The sequence below is a fragment of the Paenibacillus sp. 7516 genome (genome assembly GCF_002272715.1).
GTDB classification, from domain to species: Bacteria; Bacillota; Bacilli; order Paenibacillales; family Paenibacillaceae; genus Paenibacillus; species Paenibacillus illinoisensis_A.
The window spans coordinates 1-17,002 of the sequence record NZ_NPBI01000005.1 but is presented as its reverse complement, the minus strand read 5'-3'; the positions used below and the strand labels follow the sequence as shown (position 1 = coordinate 17,002).

14 protein-coding genes and 2 pseudogenes are annotated in these 17,002 nt (G+C 40.6%); 5 read left to right on the top strand and 11 right to left on the bottom strand.

All coding sequences use genetic code 11. The annotated features are described in order from the left end of the window. Positions 1-55: 55 nt before the first annotated feature. Positions 56-721 carry a DUF4386 domain-containing protein gene (locus CHI14_RS03295; protein ID WP_095287003.1) on the bottom strand — a complete coding sequence of 222 codons (666 nt, stop codon included), beginning with the start codon at positions 719-721 and terminating at the stop codon, positions 56-58. 65 nt (positions 722-786) lie between these two features. Then, a complete protein-coding gene (locus tag CHI14_RS03290) occupies positions 787-2,856 on the bottom strand; it encodes a winged helix-turn-helix domain-containing protein (protein WP_170948007.1) in 2,070 nt (689 codons plus the stop codon). 681 nt (positions 2,857-3,537) lie between these two features. On the opposite strand from CHI14_RS03290, the gene CHI14_RS03285 reads away from it, so the two are divergent. Beyond that, entirely contained in the window at positions 3,538-4,068 is a 531-nt protein-coding gene (locus CHI14_RS03285) for an SUKH-4 family immunity protein (protein ID WP_170948006.1), read from the top strand. A gap of 193 nt (positions 4,069-4,261) precedes the next feature. On the opposite strand, the gene CHI14_RS03280 is transcribed toward CHI14_RS03285, so the two are convergent. After that, the gene (locus tag CHI14_RS03280; protein WP_095287000.1) at positions 4,262-4,846 is read right to left on the bottom strand and encodes a hypothetical protein; all 585 of its coding nucleotides are present in this window, start codon (positions 4,844-4,846) and stop codon (positions 4,262-4,264) included. 129 nt (positions 4,847-4,975) lie between these two features. Next, positions 4,976-6,001, bottom strand: coding sequence for a leucine-rich repeat domain-containing protein (locus CHI14_RS03275; protein WP_095286999.1), 1,026 nt, complete (start codon positions 5,999-6,001; stop codon positions 4,976-4,978). A 1,031-nt stretch (positions 6,002-7,032) separates the two neighbouring features. On the opposite strand from CHI14_RS03275, the pseudogene CHI14_RS03270 reads away from it, so the two are divergent. Together CHI14_RS03270 and CHI14_RS03265 are read left to right on the top strand one after the other, a co-directional pair. After that, positions 7,033-7,494, top strand: a pseudogene (locus tag CHI14_RS03270) (zinc-dependent metalloprotease family protein); the annotation flags it as partial. Positions 7,495-7,510: 16 nt separating this feature from the next. Continuing rightward, complete coding sequence (locus CHI14_RS03265) at positions 7,511-8,176, top strand: outer membrane protein assembly factor BamD (protein WP_095286997.1); 666 nt, start codon at positions 7,511-7,513, stop codon at positions 8,174-8,176. Between the two features lie 298 nt (positions 8,177-8,474). On the opposite strand, the gene CHI14_RS03260 is transcribed toward CHI14_RS03265, so the two are convergent. The 5 genes and pseudogenes from CHI14_RS03260 to CHI14_RS03235 form a co-directional block, all read right to left on the bottom strand. Then, on the bottom strand, positions 8,475-8,873 hold the full coding sequence (locus tag CHI14_RS03260; protein ID WP_095286996.1) for a hypothetical protein: 399 nt from the start codon (positions 8,871-8,873) through the stop codon (positions 8,475-8,477). Positions 8,874-9,638: 765 nt separating this feature from the next. Next, positions 9,639-9,857, bottom strand: a pseudogene (locus CHI14_RS03255) (winged helix-turn-helix transcriptional regulator); the annotation flags it as partial. A gap of 135 nt (positions 9,858-9,992) precedes the next feature. Continuing rightward, positions 9,993-10,739 (bottom strand): SDR family NAD(P)-dependent oxidoreductase, encoded by a 747-nt coding sequence (locus CHI14_RS03250; protein ID WP_095286995.1) that lies wholly within the window; start codon positions 10,737-10,739, stop codon positions 9,993-9,995. A gap of 487 nt (positions 10,740-11,226) precedes the next feature. Next, positions 11,227-11,991, bottom strand: a complete 765-nt coding sequence (locus CHI14_RS03240; RefSeq protein ID WP_095286994.1) for a glycosyltransferase — start codon at positions 11,989-11,991, stop codon at positions 11,227-11,229. Positions 11,992-12,089: 98 nt separating this feature from the next. Then, positions 12,090-12,779, bottom strand: coding sequence for a glycosyltransferase (locus tag CHI14_RS03235; RefSeq protein WP_095286993.1), 690 nt, complete (start codon positions 12,777-12,779; stop codon positions 12,090-12,092). Between the two features lie 411 nt (positions 12,780-13,190). Between CHI14_RS03235 and CHI14_RS29860 the strand changes: the two genes are divergently transcribed. Together CHI14_RS29860 and CHI14_RS03230 are read left to right on the top strand one after the other, a co-directional pair. Further along, a complete protein-coding gene (locus CHI14_RS29860) occupies positions 13,191-13,361 on the top strand; it encodes a hypothetical protein (RefSeq protein WP_167301697.1) in 171 nt (56 codons plus the stop codon). Positions 13,362-13,372: 11 nt separating this feature from the next. Then, the gene (locus tag CHI14_RS03230) at positions 13,373-13,552 is read left to right on the top strand and encodes an H-type small acid-soluble spore protein (protein ID WP_095286992.1); all 180 of its coding nucleotides are present in this window, start codon (positions 13,373-13,375) and stop codon (positions 13,550-13,552) included. A gap of 552 nt (positions 13,553-14,104) precedes the next feature. Here CHI14_RS03230 and CHI14_RS03225 read toward each other — a convergent pair. Together CHI14_RS03225 and CHI14_RS03220 are read right to left on the bottom strand one after the other, a co-directional pair. Next, positions 14,105-15,064 (bottom strand): L-threonine 3-dehydrogenase, encoded by a 960-nt coding sequence (locus CHI14_RS03225; RefSeq protein ID WP_095286991.1) that lies wholly within the window; start codon positions 15,062-15,064, stop codon positions 14,105-14,107. Positions 15,065-15,101: 37 nt separating this feature from the next. Continuing rightward, positions 15,102-16,292, bottom strand: coding sequence for a glycine C-acetyltransferase (locus CHI14_RS03220; protein WP_095286990.1), 1,191 nt, complete (start codon positions 16,290-16,292; stop codon positions 15,102-15,104). Positions 16,293-17,002 lie beyond the last annotated feature (710 nt).

Here is a 17,002-nt window from a genome sequence, read left to right as displayed (position 1 = left end):
CCGTCTTTAGACTGGTTGCTTTCGGAGTATAAGCTATTTTTTCTCCGTATATTGATCATCTGGAGTTTTCGGTGCGTAGATTGAATCCCTTCACTATGAGCCACAATGGCAGAACAATTTCAAAGATGGCTCCTGGAATGTAAAGAACGGCTCCGACTTCAAGACCAGCAATCGCTAGACAACTGCTTGTTAATAACCCAACATACCCGATAAAGCCGATAATGCTCAAAACTTGAGGAACCAACCTAGATCTGTAGAGTACATAACAAAATAAAAGGCTACCCAAGCTCAGGACAATCATGGCTAGATCAAAGAGGATCAAGTGAGACTCTACCGCTACCTTTGCTAGCATCTGCACGTATGGGCGACCTGAGGTTTCCGTATCTCTAAATTCTTCGCTCAACATGATGAGTAGAATCGGAAAGATTAAACTGATAATCAGAATTGCTGACTCGATCACTCTGGAAGCGAAATATCCTAACGTGAATGCCTCGTTATGTTTTTTTAGCACTGGATACATTAGCATCGCAATCCCCACAACTGCTATTGCGTTGATTAACTCCAAAAACAATCCTGTGACAATGGTGGATTGATCCAACGTTAAGTCTGCTAGAAGTTCGGGCCGCTCGAAAATAGGATTCAGTAACCCACTCCCTAACAAATAAGCACACGTCGACACCAGAAACAGTAACCCTGCTACCCTTGCAGTCCATTTGTACATGTCTATCTCCCCTTCGCTCATGTTATAAAAATCATAACGTAGAGGTTTGGGGACCCATAGACACTTTAGTGTGGTTTGTGAAGATTGGGAATTAAATTTAGCTCCTGAGCACGGGCAATCGCTTCAGTGCGTCTTCGCACTTGAAGCTTTTCAAAAATCCTCCGATTGTGACCTTTAACCGTGTCCATAGCTAAAAAGAGTTTTTCACCGATGTCTCGGTTAGAAAGCCCCTTGGCAATGAGCGTTAGCACCTCCAGTTCACGCGGACTGAGCGGCTCAATCAGATTGCTCTTCATTCCAGATTGGAGGAGTGTCTTTATTCGCTCAAGACCTGTTTGCGCTTCACGCAGTGACGGAAGCGGTAGATCACCGGCTAGATGAATAGCTTCTTCGTAACATTCTCCTGCCAAGTTGGGTTCGTGTTCTGCCTCATGTAGCTGGCCGAGTCCGATAAGGGACATGATTGCCATCAGTTTATGTCCCATCACATGACTGTATGAAATAACCTCGTTATAGGCTTTTCGAGCTTCCGTATAGTCTCCCCTCCGCTGGCTTGAGACGCCAAGCATCCATGCCGCGGATGTGCGAACGGGAAGATTATCCTGACGAAGGTACTCTAGAGCCCGGCGTGACTCGTAAATAACTTGATCTGTCTCATGTATTGTACTTCCTAAAACATCCCTTTCAGGGGCAATAAGTTCAATAAGGTTTTCACTTTTGTCATCCTGCTCCGTCCTCTGCATAAACTGTTCAGCTGCCTGTAATTTTTGGTTGGTCCAATGGGGAGTTATCGTGATCATTAATGAATTCACTGCAGCCCGAGTTGCAGCAATAAGGCCGATCAAGTTTCTTACACGATCGTCTTGTTCGATGCCTTCAAGCGCTGCCTCTGCTGCTTTCAGCTTGAGTTCGACTTGCGACGGCTTACCTGTTATGAGCAAAACAGAACCATACATCACCCATAGTGCAGGTCTGGCGTCCAAATCCGAAGCAGGCAGCGACTCCAACCATTTCAGCGAAATACTTGCTGCCCCGCGAAGATGAAGTGGCATCTTGTCGCCTTCCAATAGACGTGCAGCGCGATCGATATCACCTAAATTCGTTGAATGACGAAATGCTTCGATTTCAAGACCGTGGTTCTCATACCAAACACTTGCTCGTTGATGTAGTTCAGCAATACGGGTATCACTTTGAGAATCCTCTAAACGTCTTTGCAACGACTGGGCAAACAATTGGTGGTAACGATACCACTTTCGTTCATGGTCCAATGGAATAACGAACAGGTTTTGGCGCTCCAAATCAAGCAACCGCTGCCTGCCAGGAACCTCGGGATCGAGCAAAATAGCATCGCAAAGAGAACCACACATGCGGTCGAGGATGGAAGTTTGGATTAAGAAGGACTGAACATCCTCTGGTTGCCGTTCTAGGACCTCTTCTATTAAATAATCCAACACAAAATGATGACTACCCGTAATAGACTGAAGGAATCGATCAGTACCATGATCGCCTTGTATGGAAAGTGCGGCCAACTGTAAACCGGTAATCCAACCTTCGGTTCGTAATGCCAACTCATCAAGTTTGTCTTTCGGTAGGTTAAGTCGCATGACTTCGTTAAGAAAGTCTTCAATTTCTAGAGTCGTAAATCTCAGGTCTGCTTCATGTAATTCGGTTATTTGGTCCTGTGCTCTTAACCGAGCTACTGGAAAAAAGGGATCCTCGCGTGTAATCATAACTAGATGTATATGTGAGGGGAGATGATTAACGAGGAAAGAGATGGCTTCATCAACAGGCTGCGATTTCGCCTCGTGGTAATCATCCAAGACAAGAATGGAAGGTGGCATAAGAGCAGCTTCCTTAAGTAGTACCTCTATCATGGACTCTAGAGGGGGCGGCACAGGAGATTGAAGCACTTCAAGTATGCCACTTCCGATTTTCTCGCTGATCGTTTGCAGTGCTGAAATAATACAAGTTAAAAAGCGTGTAAGTTCTTTATCTCCTTCCTCCAGTGTTAGCCATGCAACAAATCGACCGCATTGAGGAATCCATTTGCCAACCAGTGTCGTTTTTCCATACCCAGCAGGCGCAGAGATTAAGGTTAATTTACGGTACAAGCCATATTGTAATTTTTCTATCATGTGTGAACGGAGAACCGTATTGTGCCGAAGCGGAGGTATATTGAATTTAGTCGATAGAATATTCTTAGACATAATTATATTTTATCATTTGAATTTCCTACCATCAATGAATGGAATAGGATGTAGAGCTTGATCAGTAAGTAAAACCTCCATTAAAGGAGGTCTCTACATTTCACGAAATCAAGAAGATTAATCTGCATTGTACAAATAATTATGAATGCCGTCTTGAACTTTATTGTTATGCCTCATTTCGAAATAAATAAGACTTAATAAGACAGTTATTAGCACCAGTAATACAGATACGATTTTTTGGAAATTATCCATTACCAATTATACCCCACATTAAATGTATTATCCAAATCAAACATGTGTTGAACGGCACTGTACCATTCTGAGACATGACTTACTTGTAGCCCTGTATAAGTATATACAATTTTTATCCCTCTCTTTATTAGTTATTTTAGAACCTTTAAGACGTTCCTCGTTATGGATAACGCTATCAACTCCATGTTAGTTACATTTATATCTCACAAAACTGGGATAACATGTTCTTGTCCCTCGACATCTTCGCAAACGAATCCGAATTCCTCGACATGATCAATTAATGGTATGATTATAATATCCTATTTTCGTTTATTTTTATTTTGCCGACCAGTCGATAATTTTCAGCGAGGTGCAGCTATGGAGCCTGTTATTCGAGAACTTAAATCCCGTTTTGAAAGTCTGAATCCCTCCGAAATGGAGCAATCCGAATACCTGTCTAATCTAACAAGCGAAAGACTTCGGCTGATCCCCTACCCGAACTTCGCTATCGAATTCGACTGCCCTTTATATCTCTTACGTTTTGAAGAACGAACGCTTGCGATTTTTGGACACGAACTCGGTGGTTATTACGCCCTCGATCTTGAGAGTGGCACTGTGACATATATCCATCAGGAAGACACCATTTACCGGCTGCAATATTGCAATTCCAGCTTTGATTCTTTTTTGCAATTTCACAACTTGTTTATAACGCAGGTCCAGCGGCGAATTGAATCTGGCAGCGATCCGCAACAAGCGGTCGAAGCCCTGGAAACAGAGTTCAGACGGTATGATTCTCAAGCCATGGAGAACGACGAGTCCTTTTGGCCGATGCGTTTGTACGAGCTTTCCGACGACCTGTTTCCGCTCAATAATCTGCGTATAAACTTTTACCAATCAATCCTTGACTAAACGAAATGAGTACGTACCCGTTCCGTAAATCGTTTTCCCGTGACGGTTGCTAAAATGTCGTATTTTCGTTTTTGTTTATTGTAAATATTCTTTTCAATACCGAAAGCAGCGGGCATTTATTACTTATTCCTTCATACCTAATAGTTTATATCCCCTTCTTAAGTGACTCGTCTTGTCTAATTCATGATTACTTTTAGAAAGAGTATCCTCCAGCATTTAAGTACTCCTGGTTCCATTCGTGTACTGGAACCGGAGTAATGCAATTCATATAATACTCCTTATACTTATCCAATCCGAAATTTACAGAGTATGACGAGTAAAGCCTATGCATCAGATCTTTAGCCGTATGTAATGCGGTTAGTTCATAACGCTCTAAACGTTCAAGTGAATTCGCGGGATAGATATCCGTTTCCACGATGGGATTTCCCATTCCCAAATCTCCAATTTTGGGATCTATGCACACCAGATTGAATCGACGATTCCCAAAATCCTGGCTAATATAATGTTTGGGTAGTTCCACATCTGTTTTAGGGATTATTGCTGTATCCTTCAATTTTTGCTTTGCTACCAACTTAACAGCTGACTTCAACACACGAATAACTCGAATTTCTTGGATATCCTGTAATTCAATCTCATCCCAGGCAGAGATTGAATTCTCCAAAAAGATATTAAACATGATAATATAAGGCTTTTGGAGTAATTGAACAACTGTTGAAACTGAGTCTGTCACAGGTACAAAATAAACATCATTTTCTTTCCAGCTGAATCGATTTAACATAATGTCTCACGCCCCCTTTGATCCATTTTTGTAATTGTAGAAGAGATCCTTTTCTACTAGTACATCGTCTTCGGAAAGTTGAAGACATGCCTAGTCTTGTGCACCACGTGTAGATTTTCGCAATTTATTTTAGCCTATATGATTTTGTAAATGTAATAGACACATGGACTTCATTCGCTTGTCTTTAGCAATATTCTCATAGAGGATATGCTCCTTCCCTGCTTGATTAAACCAGTTGTATAATGCTGTAATCCTTCCTTTATTAAAATCAATAAACCGAAAATCCAGTTGTTGTAAGTACTCCATTTCAACTAAAGCCTCTAAATCCTTGGCTTTAATACTTGTGGAAATCTGCCTTAGTTCTAACATTTCAAGAAGTTGTGCTGACCACAACGAATCTATATGTTTTAACGCTTTCATATTATCCAGTTCCAGCTGTCTAAGGTTATGCATTTTTGAGAAATCACATAAAGCTTCCACCTTAGACAAAGATAATCGTAAATAAGAAAGATTATGCATTGAAGCTATATCATCCAGGTTCGTTAAGTTACGTATATTAGCTAAGCTAAGCATTTTAATAGTAGAATTCGCAAGTGCTGCAAGGGATCCTTTCAAGGTACAATCATGTATAAATAGACACTCCAATTGGGTTAATCGAAGAACAAAATCAACTTCATGAATAGTAGTACTCAAAATGAGTGTATCAAGTTCAGTTGCATCGCCTATCGGCGTTAAGTCTGCAAATTTTCCATTTAATGAGAGATATTGAAGATTTCTAAAGTTTGAAATAAAGTTAATGTTAACCGGCTTGGTACTTGTAATTGATAAAAACTGCAATCGCTCCAGTTTACCAAGCATACTCAGATCAATATGGTGAAGCAGGTTTAACTGTAAAGCTGTTATATGCTTTAAATCAGCTATAATCTGTAATAATTCTTCTGTGTAACATCCTTTCATATCAATTTGACGAACAGATAATACTAAATCCGGGCGTTTAGCAAATACATGCTTATCTAACTCTTCTAAATCTTCGAGCTTATCTATATCAATTACAAATGAAATAAGCGCCCGATGTCCCAGTTGCTTAATCGCTTTATTCATTTTCCCTTTAGTCCAAGGTGCACCATGCATAGAGCTTGTCCATACTTCTCCCATATTCATTCCCCCAATTCTTTTTTTGCTACCCATAGTCTATCTAAAAATGATTGTTAATCAAGCTATCAGAACCTCTATCTGAGATAGTTTTAATTTTACTGCATTTTACAGGGAATCAATATGGGAGCAAGTTCATGATTTTATTGGTTCTTTAGAGCATCCATTCTTCGGTTATTCTCTCTCTTATTAGATATACGCCTAATCGGCATTAGGAACAAGTTTTTGTCCAATACGGTAATCGGTACAAGTTCTTGTCCTCGGCTCGGGACAAGAACTTGTACCGATAAAATAAAAAAGCCGCTAAAATAGCGAATTCAATGGGAACATGTTCTTGTCCCTCGACAAAGTTCCCTACTAAAAATTAAAAAAACCTTGATTAATTAGGAGCTTCTTGGTTGGCGACTTTATGTCATTCTGACATATCATACGCCGGAACTATTTCAAAAATGTTCCAGTCTACTCCGCCTTTGGATTTTCTTCAGACCCTCAGGCAGGATGTCAAATTCGATAAGCCCCAACAAATTTTGAAACAGTGCTCGGGTTAACATCTAAAGATACTCCATGTATTGTTTTTATTAGTCCTGTTTTCTTGTCAATCTTCACCTCGTTAGTTTTTACTTTAAATGAATTTCTCCGCGGTAAACATTAACATTACTTTTTCCAAATTTCAAAGTTATTAGAGAATTTATGCCTGTACTACTATTCGTACTAATATACATTTAGATTATATGCTATGTATTATGTAAAAATATGATTAAATTTGACATATTAATCTTTTTATAGTGCCGTTATCCTTTGATAATTAGTAACTTATTCCAGAAAAGAGAGGTGTAAGGTTTTGAATTTCAAAAAAAATATGTTGCTTATTTTTTAATTGCTGTCATCTCCATATTCTCTTTTAGTCCAACTTTGAGTGCACACGAGATGTATTATTCTGGTTCAGCTCCAAATTGGACAGCAATTCCAGTAAAATGGAGTAATTTAACTAACGGAAAACCTTATATGGTGACCGATTAAGCTCCGACTACACAAGCGCTTACTCAACGGCTGCTACTCTTTGGTCAACTTATTCTCAAAAAGTTGTAATTGATAAAGTCGGTTATGGTTCTTCAAATGTTGATATAGCTTCTGCTACAAAAGCGTACTGGTCAGATAGATTCGGAGTGGGAGGAGCAGGGACATTAGGTATTGCAGATCTTAAAACAACTGACGGAATCGTTATAGATTCTTCAACTGTACAACAGTCTTCGAAAAGGATTTCGTATGCCCAAATATATATGACTCCATATGTTGCTAATTATAGTAGTACTAACCCAGGGAATCATAAAGTTGCTACTATTGTTCATGAAATGGGGCATGTTTTAGGCCTTGTTCATCCTAATGCTAACTATTATCCTACAAGTGTAGAATCAATCATGCGAACTGGTGGAAAATATGAAGGTTATTATGTACCTAGACAACATGACTTAAATGATATAAATAATAAGTACTGATAGGGAGGAAAAAACGTTGAAAAGAATTACCTTAACAATATTGTTGTTCAGTTTAGCACTGATTGTATTTGGTTGCTCAAGTGATAAACAAAATGCCTCTAGTCTTTCAAATGAAAGAATTGCTGAACTTCGAAAAGAATACCCACTTTCTGAAGGGAACCCTAGTCTAGCACAAACGGTAGATGTTCCTTTTGAGCAGATTTTAGAAATGTCAGATTCCGTGATTATTGCTGAAGTTATCAAGCAAAATCCTAATTTTAAATCTACCTTAACTGCAAAACCAGGTACACCCGAAGGTGATGCTGCCGAGAAGGACAAAGCTCGAGGTATAGAGCCCTATAAGCCAACTTTTGTTTCGTATCAAGTCAAAGTGGATGAAGTTATCGTTGGAGAAGATGTAGAGGAAACTACTAACCTGTTTTATAATGCGGATTTCGTTGGAACTGAACCTGATTTAAAACCTGGGATGAAAATAGTTGCTTCTGTAAAAAAGGGAACTGCACCTGAACAGCAAGGAAGTTACTCTTTTACTAGATATGCCACCTATTATGTTGTTGATGAAGATTTTGTACTTTCTGCCTATCAAGGAGAAAGCGATGAAATGAGAAGTTTTACAGAACAAACAGATGGAAAAACATTAAATAATCTAATAGATCAGGTTAAAGAACTTTGGAATAAATAGAGTTTATGTAAGGGGACAAATTGTTGTTCCTTGACATAAACTAGTACCAACTGGAGTCGCTATTTTAGCGGCTTTTTTATTTTATTGAGTATTTCTCCTTTCTAATAACTGGCCAACGGGTTTAACCTCTCATCGTTTATTTTCGGCACAATTATACCAGCGCCTTTTATTTCTTGTTCTTTGAGCAAAGTATATATGCATTTTTCATTGCTAATGATTACTTCATGACTCAGGTCATCAATAATATTGCAATAAGGACAGTTAATCAAATGAGCACCTCCAGATTAAAATATGATGTTCATTCTGTATTCTTCAAACTCTTTACTTTAACCTGCTGTGTCTTATTATTCTCTGCGCACCATATTTTTTGTGCATACATTTCCTCAATCGCTTGTTCACTTGAACGTTTGTTATCCGGATCAATTTCATAGGAGTAACGTATAAACACAAACTTTTCTTCACTTTCTGATTTAATCCACATATCAAAAACTGTTTCAACAACTTTGCCAGCAACAGATACTTTTATCTTTAACGGTCTTTCACAGTAGTTCATTACTAAAATATTAGATTCCGTTAGAACCCAATGATCATATTGAAGTGAGTTGTATAGTCTAACCTCTCTATTTAGCCTTCTACTAAAAGCAAAAAATCTATTCCTACCCATTTCGTTTTTTATCCTATTGATTGGTGAATACAAGCGAACAATCCTCCAACTCAGGGTCAACTCGGTGAACAATTTAATTTGATGATGGCTTCTCGTTCTCTCCCAGATGTCGTTGAGTACGGGGGGAACAGTTTCCCTGGGGCGGTACCCAGAAAGCGATTAGAGAAAAAAATCATTCCGTTAAATGATTATCTAGATCATGCGCCTTCCATAACCACGAAAAAAGCCGCTAAATAGCAACTCTTAACAGTATTATGTTTCCCCTAAATATAACGGGTTCAAAACAAGCCTTATCCCCATAAATGAAAAAATAAGTACTGTAATGAGAAACGTTCAGTATATATCCACTGTTCATCGTAAAAATGCAACCCGAGAGGCTTAAGCTGCCACTGCGATTAAGCAAAGCAATCGCCTAGCCGTGTCGCCAGAGGTAGCCTCGTAGGGCTATCTGCCAGAATCAGCTTCCTCGAATTCACTCTTGGCAGATCAAGGAGCCGTCAGGCGACGCAGCGCGAATATGGTGTTATGTGATGGATATGCCTTCGAAGCGTTACTAAACAATGTCCTTTATATAGGTTCTTATCTTTCTACATGTTTCGTTAAGATTTTTACTTGCATCATTTGTAGGTTCTATCCAGCCGAATCCATCACCTTTATATCTCGGAAACATATGCATGTGAAAATGTCCTAAACTATTAAATACTCCTCCATTTTGAATTACGGTAATTCCATCGGGTTTATAAATATCGTTTATTGCTTTACTTACTACCCGTACCGCTTCGAAAACTGAATTCGGCCCTATTCAGGATTGCTCTGCGTCATCCCCCCCCAATCACAAAGCGATCTCAAAATGGGTTCAAGTGATTGACCCAGTTCCGTCGTTGAATATTCCACCTTAGGCAATACCTGATTGTACATCTTTCTGTGAATTAATCCGTCTGTTTCCAGTTCCAGAAGAGTTTGAATCAGCATCTTTTGAGATATATTATGAACGAGTCGCTTAAGCTCTCCCGTCCTAAGAATATCCCCTTCATGTATCGCTTGATCCTTCAAGGATCACTGAAGGAAAAATTGAACGTTACATGGAGGGGAGAATACAAGCATATAAGTTGATTTAACAATCTTTGTCGTTTGAAAATTATTATGTCTTGGTTAAACTTGAGCTGCTCCGCCATCTACGAATAATTCAACGCCGTTCATATAGCTGCTTTCATTAGAGGCTAGGAACATGACAGCATTGGAGATCTCTTCAACCTGCCCCACTCTGCCGAGCGGAATATCATTTTTTGCCTGTTCCAGCAAATGATCTAGTTCAGAGCCAAATAACTCATCGTACGCCGGCGTTACGATTGTTCCCGGACTAAGGATGTTTATACGAATTTCGGTCCCTTTCATATCAAGAATCCAGCTGCGGACGAGCTGTCTGATCGCTGCCTTGGATGCACCATAGATACTAAACGCTGGCATTCCCGTCGAGCCAGCAGTGGATCCCGTTAGAATAATCGAACCTCTTTTATTTGGAAACAAAGCTAATGCCTTTTGTACTGTAAAGATGGTTCCTTTCACGTTGACATCGAAAGTCTTGTAGTATTGTGCTTCTGTAATTTCTCCTAATGGAAGAAATGACCCTAGTCCGGCATTTGCAAAGAGAATGTCCAAGTGTCCCTTTTCTCGCTTAACTGTTTCGAATAATATATCTAGATCTTCCGATTTAGATATGTCACCTCGGACACCTGTAACATTCTTTCCAATCTGCTTCACTGCTTCATCCAGTTCACGTTGTCTGCGTCCCGTGATAAAAACGTAAGCCCCTTCTTGTACGAACTGTTGTGCCGACGCGAGACCGATGCCGCTTGTACCTCCGGTTACAACTGCCACCTTCCCGTCAAATTTCCCCATTCTATTACACTCCTTTTATAATGATTTATATGGTATAGGATGCTCTGTCTCCCTCATGAACCTCCTATGAACGATAGTATGGGGGAAAAGTTACAAGAAAAACAGTACCCACTTTTTTGTGATATAGTCACCAAAAAGTGATAATTAAGGCGGCACAAGCGTTTGTTTTTACAGCCTAACAGATGGAAGTGAGCTCCATTAAGTTTGAGATTGTATATGTGCTTTTAATTTCTGCCGGACTTATTTGTCCGGTTCTGTTGACCCAACAGGTGTTCGGTTTTTGATAACCAACGCTTTGCGAATCAAAGATAACCTCGAAAAACTTATATAGCCCAGACTGCTTCGTGTGAGTGATACCATTCGTGATTACGAACATTCGATGGGTCTTTGATAAGCAATTGGTTTCCATCTCCCAACAATACTAATCAATTTCCATTTATAAAAGACCTAGACAACCGAACGGTCAAGGAAATTATGGAGCGCACAGTTAGAAAAAGCGGTTCAGGATCTGTTCGATCTCATTTGGCTCTGTGATCTCAGGACCGAAAGCAGCTTTAGGTTGTTTATTGTTATTCCAAGGCTCCAACGTACAAGCATCATGAACATGTGCTATTTTCCAGGTCAGTGCATTGGCAAAAGTTGTACCTGTGTTCTGTCCATGAATATGATTAATCCATATTGGTTCGTTGATATGAATGAATTCTCTGGGAACCTTAAATGCATCGCGCCAGGTATAGCGGGCCGCTTGTCCTCTCAAATACTCATCCACTTTGATAATAGTTACACCGTAGCTGGGAAGCCAGAAAAAAAATTTTCCCAGCCGCTTTTGTACCGAGTCGTAGATGTAACCGTATTGCGGTATTAAGGCAACAGTATCTTTGTGAGGTTTATAGGCGTGCAGCTTTTTGATAAAATCTTGGTGATACATATCGTCACTGGACAGATACACGCGGTACAAATACTTGAACTTTTCAATATCTCGGATAATATGAGACTGGTAATCTTTAGGTGTTACAAAGCAGATATTGGTAGGCAGGGAAGGATACTTTTTTAGTATCTCATTTATAAGATTCTCAGACTTCGGATCATACAGCACATAGCAGGTAAAATCCTGAGAAGATTGAAGGAGTAGGCTTTTGAGTGTATATGTCATGAATAAATTTATTCTGTATTCTATCCATCGCATGGTTAGTCGATCCGCTGTCGCTCCCCAGTTATTAAAGAGCATTTCTACAATGAGTTTTTTTTCCATAGACACGCGCTTAGCCCTCCTTTGATGTTCAGGAATGATCTAGGATGTGGAGAGCGGATATTTCCGCTCTCTTTGAATTTTAATCAGCACTCCTTTGGTCAGACCATGAATTCCCGTAATACCTGATCAATCTCGCTTCCATTCAGCCGATCTTTCAGTGGAACCTTTTTTACCGAGGTATTACTGGAATGAACGACATTGATATAATTGCGAGGAGCCAGCAACTCATGTGGCAGATCGATGACATTCCCATGAGTGCCTCTGCCCGGTAACTTGATGCGGTATCCTGAGGCATATTGCTCCGTTTTATACAGATACACATAGAACTGCGGTGAACGATGGAACGTCGGTGCCATCTCATTATTGACGCTGTCCCACAGATATCCGTTCTGGTTGATTAGTGCTATCGTCTCTGGCTTTGGCTGCACGCTATAAAGCTGCTGGACAAACGTTCTGTGGTACAGGTCATCCGAATCCAGTCTGGCAATATAGATATCTTCATGTCCTTCAGCAAAGGAGAGTATGGCGCGAACACTCTCGATATGCGTACCGAAACGGATATTGGCCGGCAATGGCTCCTGCTCTGCCAAAATTTCCTGCATCAACTCTCCTGATTCCTTTGAGAGTTTTACTACGGTCAGGAAATCCTGATTCGTCTGGGCCTTGAGACAGTTCAGCGTATATCTGCGAAAAATGTCCATTCTCCGCTCCAACCATTCCCTCGTCAGACGCTGCGGGTCAAAACCGTAGTTGTTGAAGTTAATCTCAATCACAACTTTTCTTGTCATATTTCCGCCTCCTCTTAAAATCTTGCAACCCTTCCTGTCTAAACGAACTTACTGTCTTCATCCAATTCTGCCACTCTATAAGTTATGAAAAACTAAACAAGACGTAACGGACACTTGAACTGATCTTGATGAAGGTATGGGGTAAATACCCCACAAGTTTAGACCGAGTGTAAAAAATTGCATGAAAGCTTCGAATTTTACAGCACTAAAATCGAAATGGGTCACTATATGCACCTACTTTCCAATCGGCTCTCTCTTTCTGTACATGTTAGGAAGATTCTCATATCCAATGTAACAACATGGTATTTAAATCACAGTACATGAATAACTTTTGCATAAGCTCCTACTGTTTGGTGCAATGTAGTGATACAGAGATTATAAAGATCTTATTACAACCAGGGAGGGATCGTTTTGACTAAGAGCAAACAGCAACAAGAGGCGCATGGAATCGGACAGATCGAACAGCAGCTGAATCATCAGATGGAGGCGGCTGCAGAAATTCAAGGACAATCGAAACTTGACCAAGAAATTAAAAAAGCCACGCACCGACATCTTGATCAATCGAACAAGCTTTCAGAATAAGGAGAATTCTCATGAACAAACAAAGAGCGATTGAAATTTCGGAATCGGCCATTATGAAAAATGTAACTTACCAGGATACCCCTATCGTAATCCAGCATGTGAATGAGGATGAAACGGCTCGAATCTATCCGATCGGAAACTCGGAGCAGGAAATGACCGTTCCTTTGTCCAGTCTGACTGAGTATCCTTAGAATGCGACGGATTAGGAACGCTATCACCTTTCAACACACCCTTAAAACTTATTGGTGTACAATAAAACCGGAGCGTTTAAGCTCCGGTTTACAAAACATCAGATAAATTTATTTCATAATTAAAATGAATGTGAAGGCATCGATTTTTATATTGTGCTATTTATAGTCTATTTTAAGAAGAACTTACTCTTTCTTTGCGTTTAACTGCCCTTATTTATGATACGGTTCACCGTGAATGATCTTAAACTATCCTGCCCGTTAGCTTAATGAATTAACGGCAACTAACGATTAGATATACGACTAATCGGGAATAGGAACATATTCTTGTCCATTTCGGCAATCGGTACAAGTTCTTGTCCTTGCCTTGGGATAAGAACTTGTACCGATAAAAAAAGCCGCTATAATAGCGACTTTGATTGGAACAATGTTCTTGTACCCCATTGACGATTGACGTTGTTCTTCCCTTCATTTTATCCGGGTAACGCCAAACCTCCTCTTGGTGCAGATTCTTTTGTATTTCTACTCGCTTTGCACAGTGAATTTATATTAAGTTTAAGCTTTCCGAAGCATTTGTCTCTCGCTTAGCTGTGACAGCATATCCTTCGTCATGGCCTTCAAGTCGTAGCGGGCATGAAATCCCCATTCTGTTTTTGCTGCCGTCGCATCAATGGAATGGGGCCAGCTATCGGCAATTGCCTGTCTCTTCGGATCAACATCATACTCGAGGATAAAGCCGGGAATCTCTTCCCGAATTGCTGCAGCGATCGCCTCCGGATCCACGCTCATTGCGGTGACATTAAAAGAGTTTCGGTGTATCAACCGGGAAGAATCCGCTTCCATTAAATCAATGATAGCATTCAAGGCATCTGGCATATACATCATGTCCATGTTAGAGTTTTTGGCGATATAAGATGTATACCGGCCAGTCGTCACAGCTGCATAGTAAATCTCCACCGCGTAATCCGTCGTTCCTCCGCCGGGAGGCGTCATATAAGATATCAAACCGGGGAATCGTAACCCCCTAGTATCCAGACCGTATTTGTGAAAATAATAATCACAAAGCAGTTCGCCGGACACCTTGTTCACGCCGTACATCGTGTTGGGCCTCTGGATCGTATCCTGCGGGGTATTGTCTCTCGGAGTCGAAGGGCCAAAAGATCCAATCGAGCTTGGAGTGAAAAATTGGCAACTGAGCTCCCTGGATACTTCAAGTGCGTTCATCAATCCGCCCATATTTAAATTCCAGGCAAGCAGGGGTTTCTCCTCTGCGGTAGCTGACAGCAGCGCAGCCAAATGAATGACGGTATCCACTTCGTATCGCTTGGCGATTTCGAACATCGCCTTAGCATTCGTCACGTCCAGCAGCTCAAATGGCCCGGATCGGGTAATTTCGTGGGATGATGACCTGAGATCCGTCGCAACGACGTGGTCCTCACCATAATTTTCACGTAATTTAACAACTAACTCAGAACCGATTTGGCCCAGTGCTCCGGTCACCAATATCTTTTTCATAAGACATTCCTCCCGAAATATACTCCCGCGAATGCAGCTAAATCAGCTTCATTTCCTTGCCAACTTTCTCATAAACGGAAATCACTTGACCCAGCATCTCCTTGGTATGGGCAGCTGTCGGCATGTTACGTATTCTTCCGGTTCCTTTCGGGACCGTAGGAAACAGGATTGCCTTGGCGTAAACGCCTTCTTCATAGAGCCGTTTGCTGAACTGTTGGGTGGTTACTTCATCGCCAATGATACAAGGTGTGATCGGCGTTTCACTGTGGCCAATATTATATCCAAGCCTGGTCAAACCATTTTTCAAATGATTGCCGTTCTCCCACAGCTTCTCAATCAGCTCTTTGTCATTCATCAAAATGTCGACAGAAGCACTACAAGAAGCGATTACAGCCGGAGGCAGCGATGTTGAGAACAGAAACGGACGGCTTCTCAGCTTCAACCATTCGATCAGTTGTTTTTTACCCGCCACATAACCGCCGACAACGCCGATCGCCTTGGAAAGAGTACCAATTTGAAAGTCAATGCGGTCGGACAATCCAAAATGTTTCACGGTTCCCGCACCTGCTCCGAGAACGCCCGAACCGTGGGCATCATCCACATAAGTAATCAGATCGAATTCTTCTGCTATTTTCACGATTTCGGGCAGCTTTGCGATATCACCATCCATGGAGAAAACCCCGTCGGTGATGACCATAATTTTATGGTACTGACCGGATTCCTTGGCCTCTTTCGCCTGCTGTCTTAAATCATTCATATCCGAATGCTTAAAGCGAATCACCTTGGCTCTCGACAGTCGGCAGCCATCAATAATTGAAGCGTGGTTCAGCTCATCGGATAAAATCGCATCATGCTGGTCCATTACTGCGGATATAGCAGCCATATTACAGTTGAATCCCGATTGATACACGATAACGGCTTCCGTTTTTTTGAAACGGGCCAGTTTTTCTTCAAGCTCAATATGAAGATCCATCGTACCATTAATTGTTCTCACAGCCCCTGCCCCTGCCCCGTATGTCTGCGCCGCCTTAACTGAAGCATCAATCAGGCGGTAATCTGTTGCCAAGCCCAAATAGTTATTAGAAGACAAATTGATTAAGGACTTTCCGTCAATACGAATAACAGGACCATTTGCCCCCTGCAGTGTATCGATGAAGTTATATAGACCTTTATTCTTTAGATCTTCGATGTTCGAACTTAAAAATTGGTCCAATACTTGACTTGACATTCGATTCCCTCCTCGATATACGATCGTCCTCATACAGGAGACATTCCAATCTTCGAAAAACCTTGTTATAAAGGGGGTTATGCTGATTTTAATGTAGCATCTTTTTTATTCTTTGTACACATACGGAGGACAAAAATCAAAAAAATACGCAAATATACATAGTGATTAATCCCTCATCCCCGGAAGCAATTTAAATGGTTATCTAATCGGTAATCGGACTATGTTCTTGTCCTCGATTCGGGACAAGAACTTGTACCAATAAAACAAAAACTTCCCCTTAGTTTAACAAAAGCAGCCGATCATTGAAGATGGCTGCTTTCTTGGTTATATTGAGTTATCGTTTCTATATTAACTTAATCCAATGAAATTACTCTGTGATTTACTTGATTACTTTACCTGAATTATCAGCGACTATAGTATCATAATTATTGTAGAATGTATCTATGTACTTCTATGTTCTATTTTTTCATAAAGATCTTGCCCGTCATACCTGCGATCCGTAACAACATCCCTTATGAACCGGACACCATTACTGGAATCCCCCCCAAACGAAGCCCCGTTAAGCGCTCCTAACACCATAATAAACGGATATAATATAATGGTTAATACTCTCTTCATTTCTTCGCCCTTTCTCCTTTTATCGGAAATTTTTCATGATATTCCTATTCATACGAATATAAAGTTTAGAAGTTTCGGATCTCTACATAATA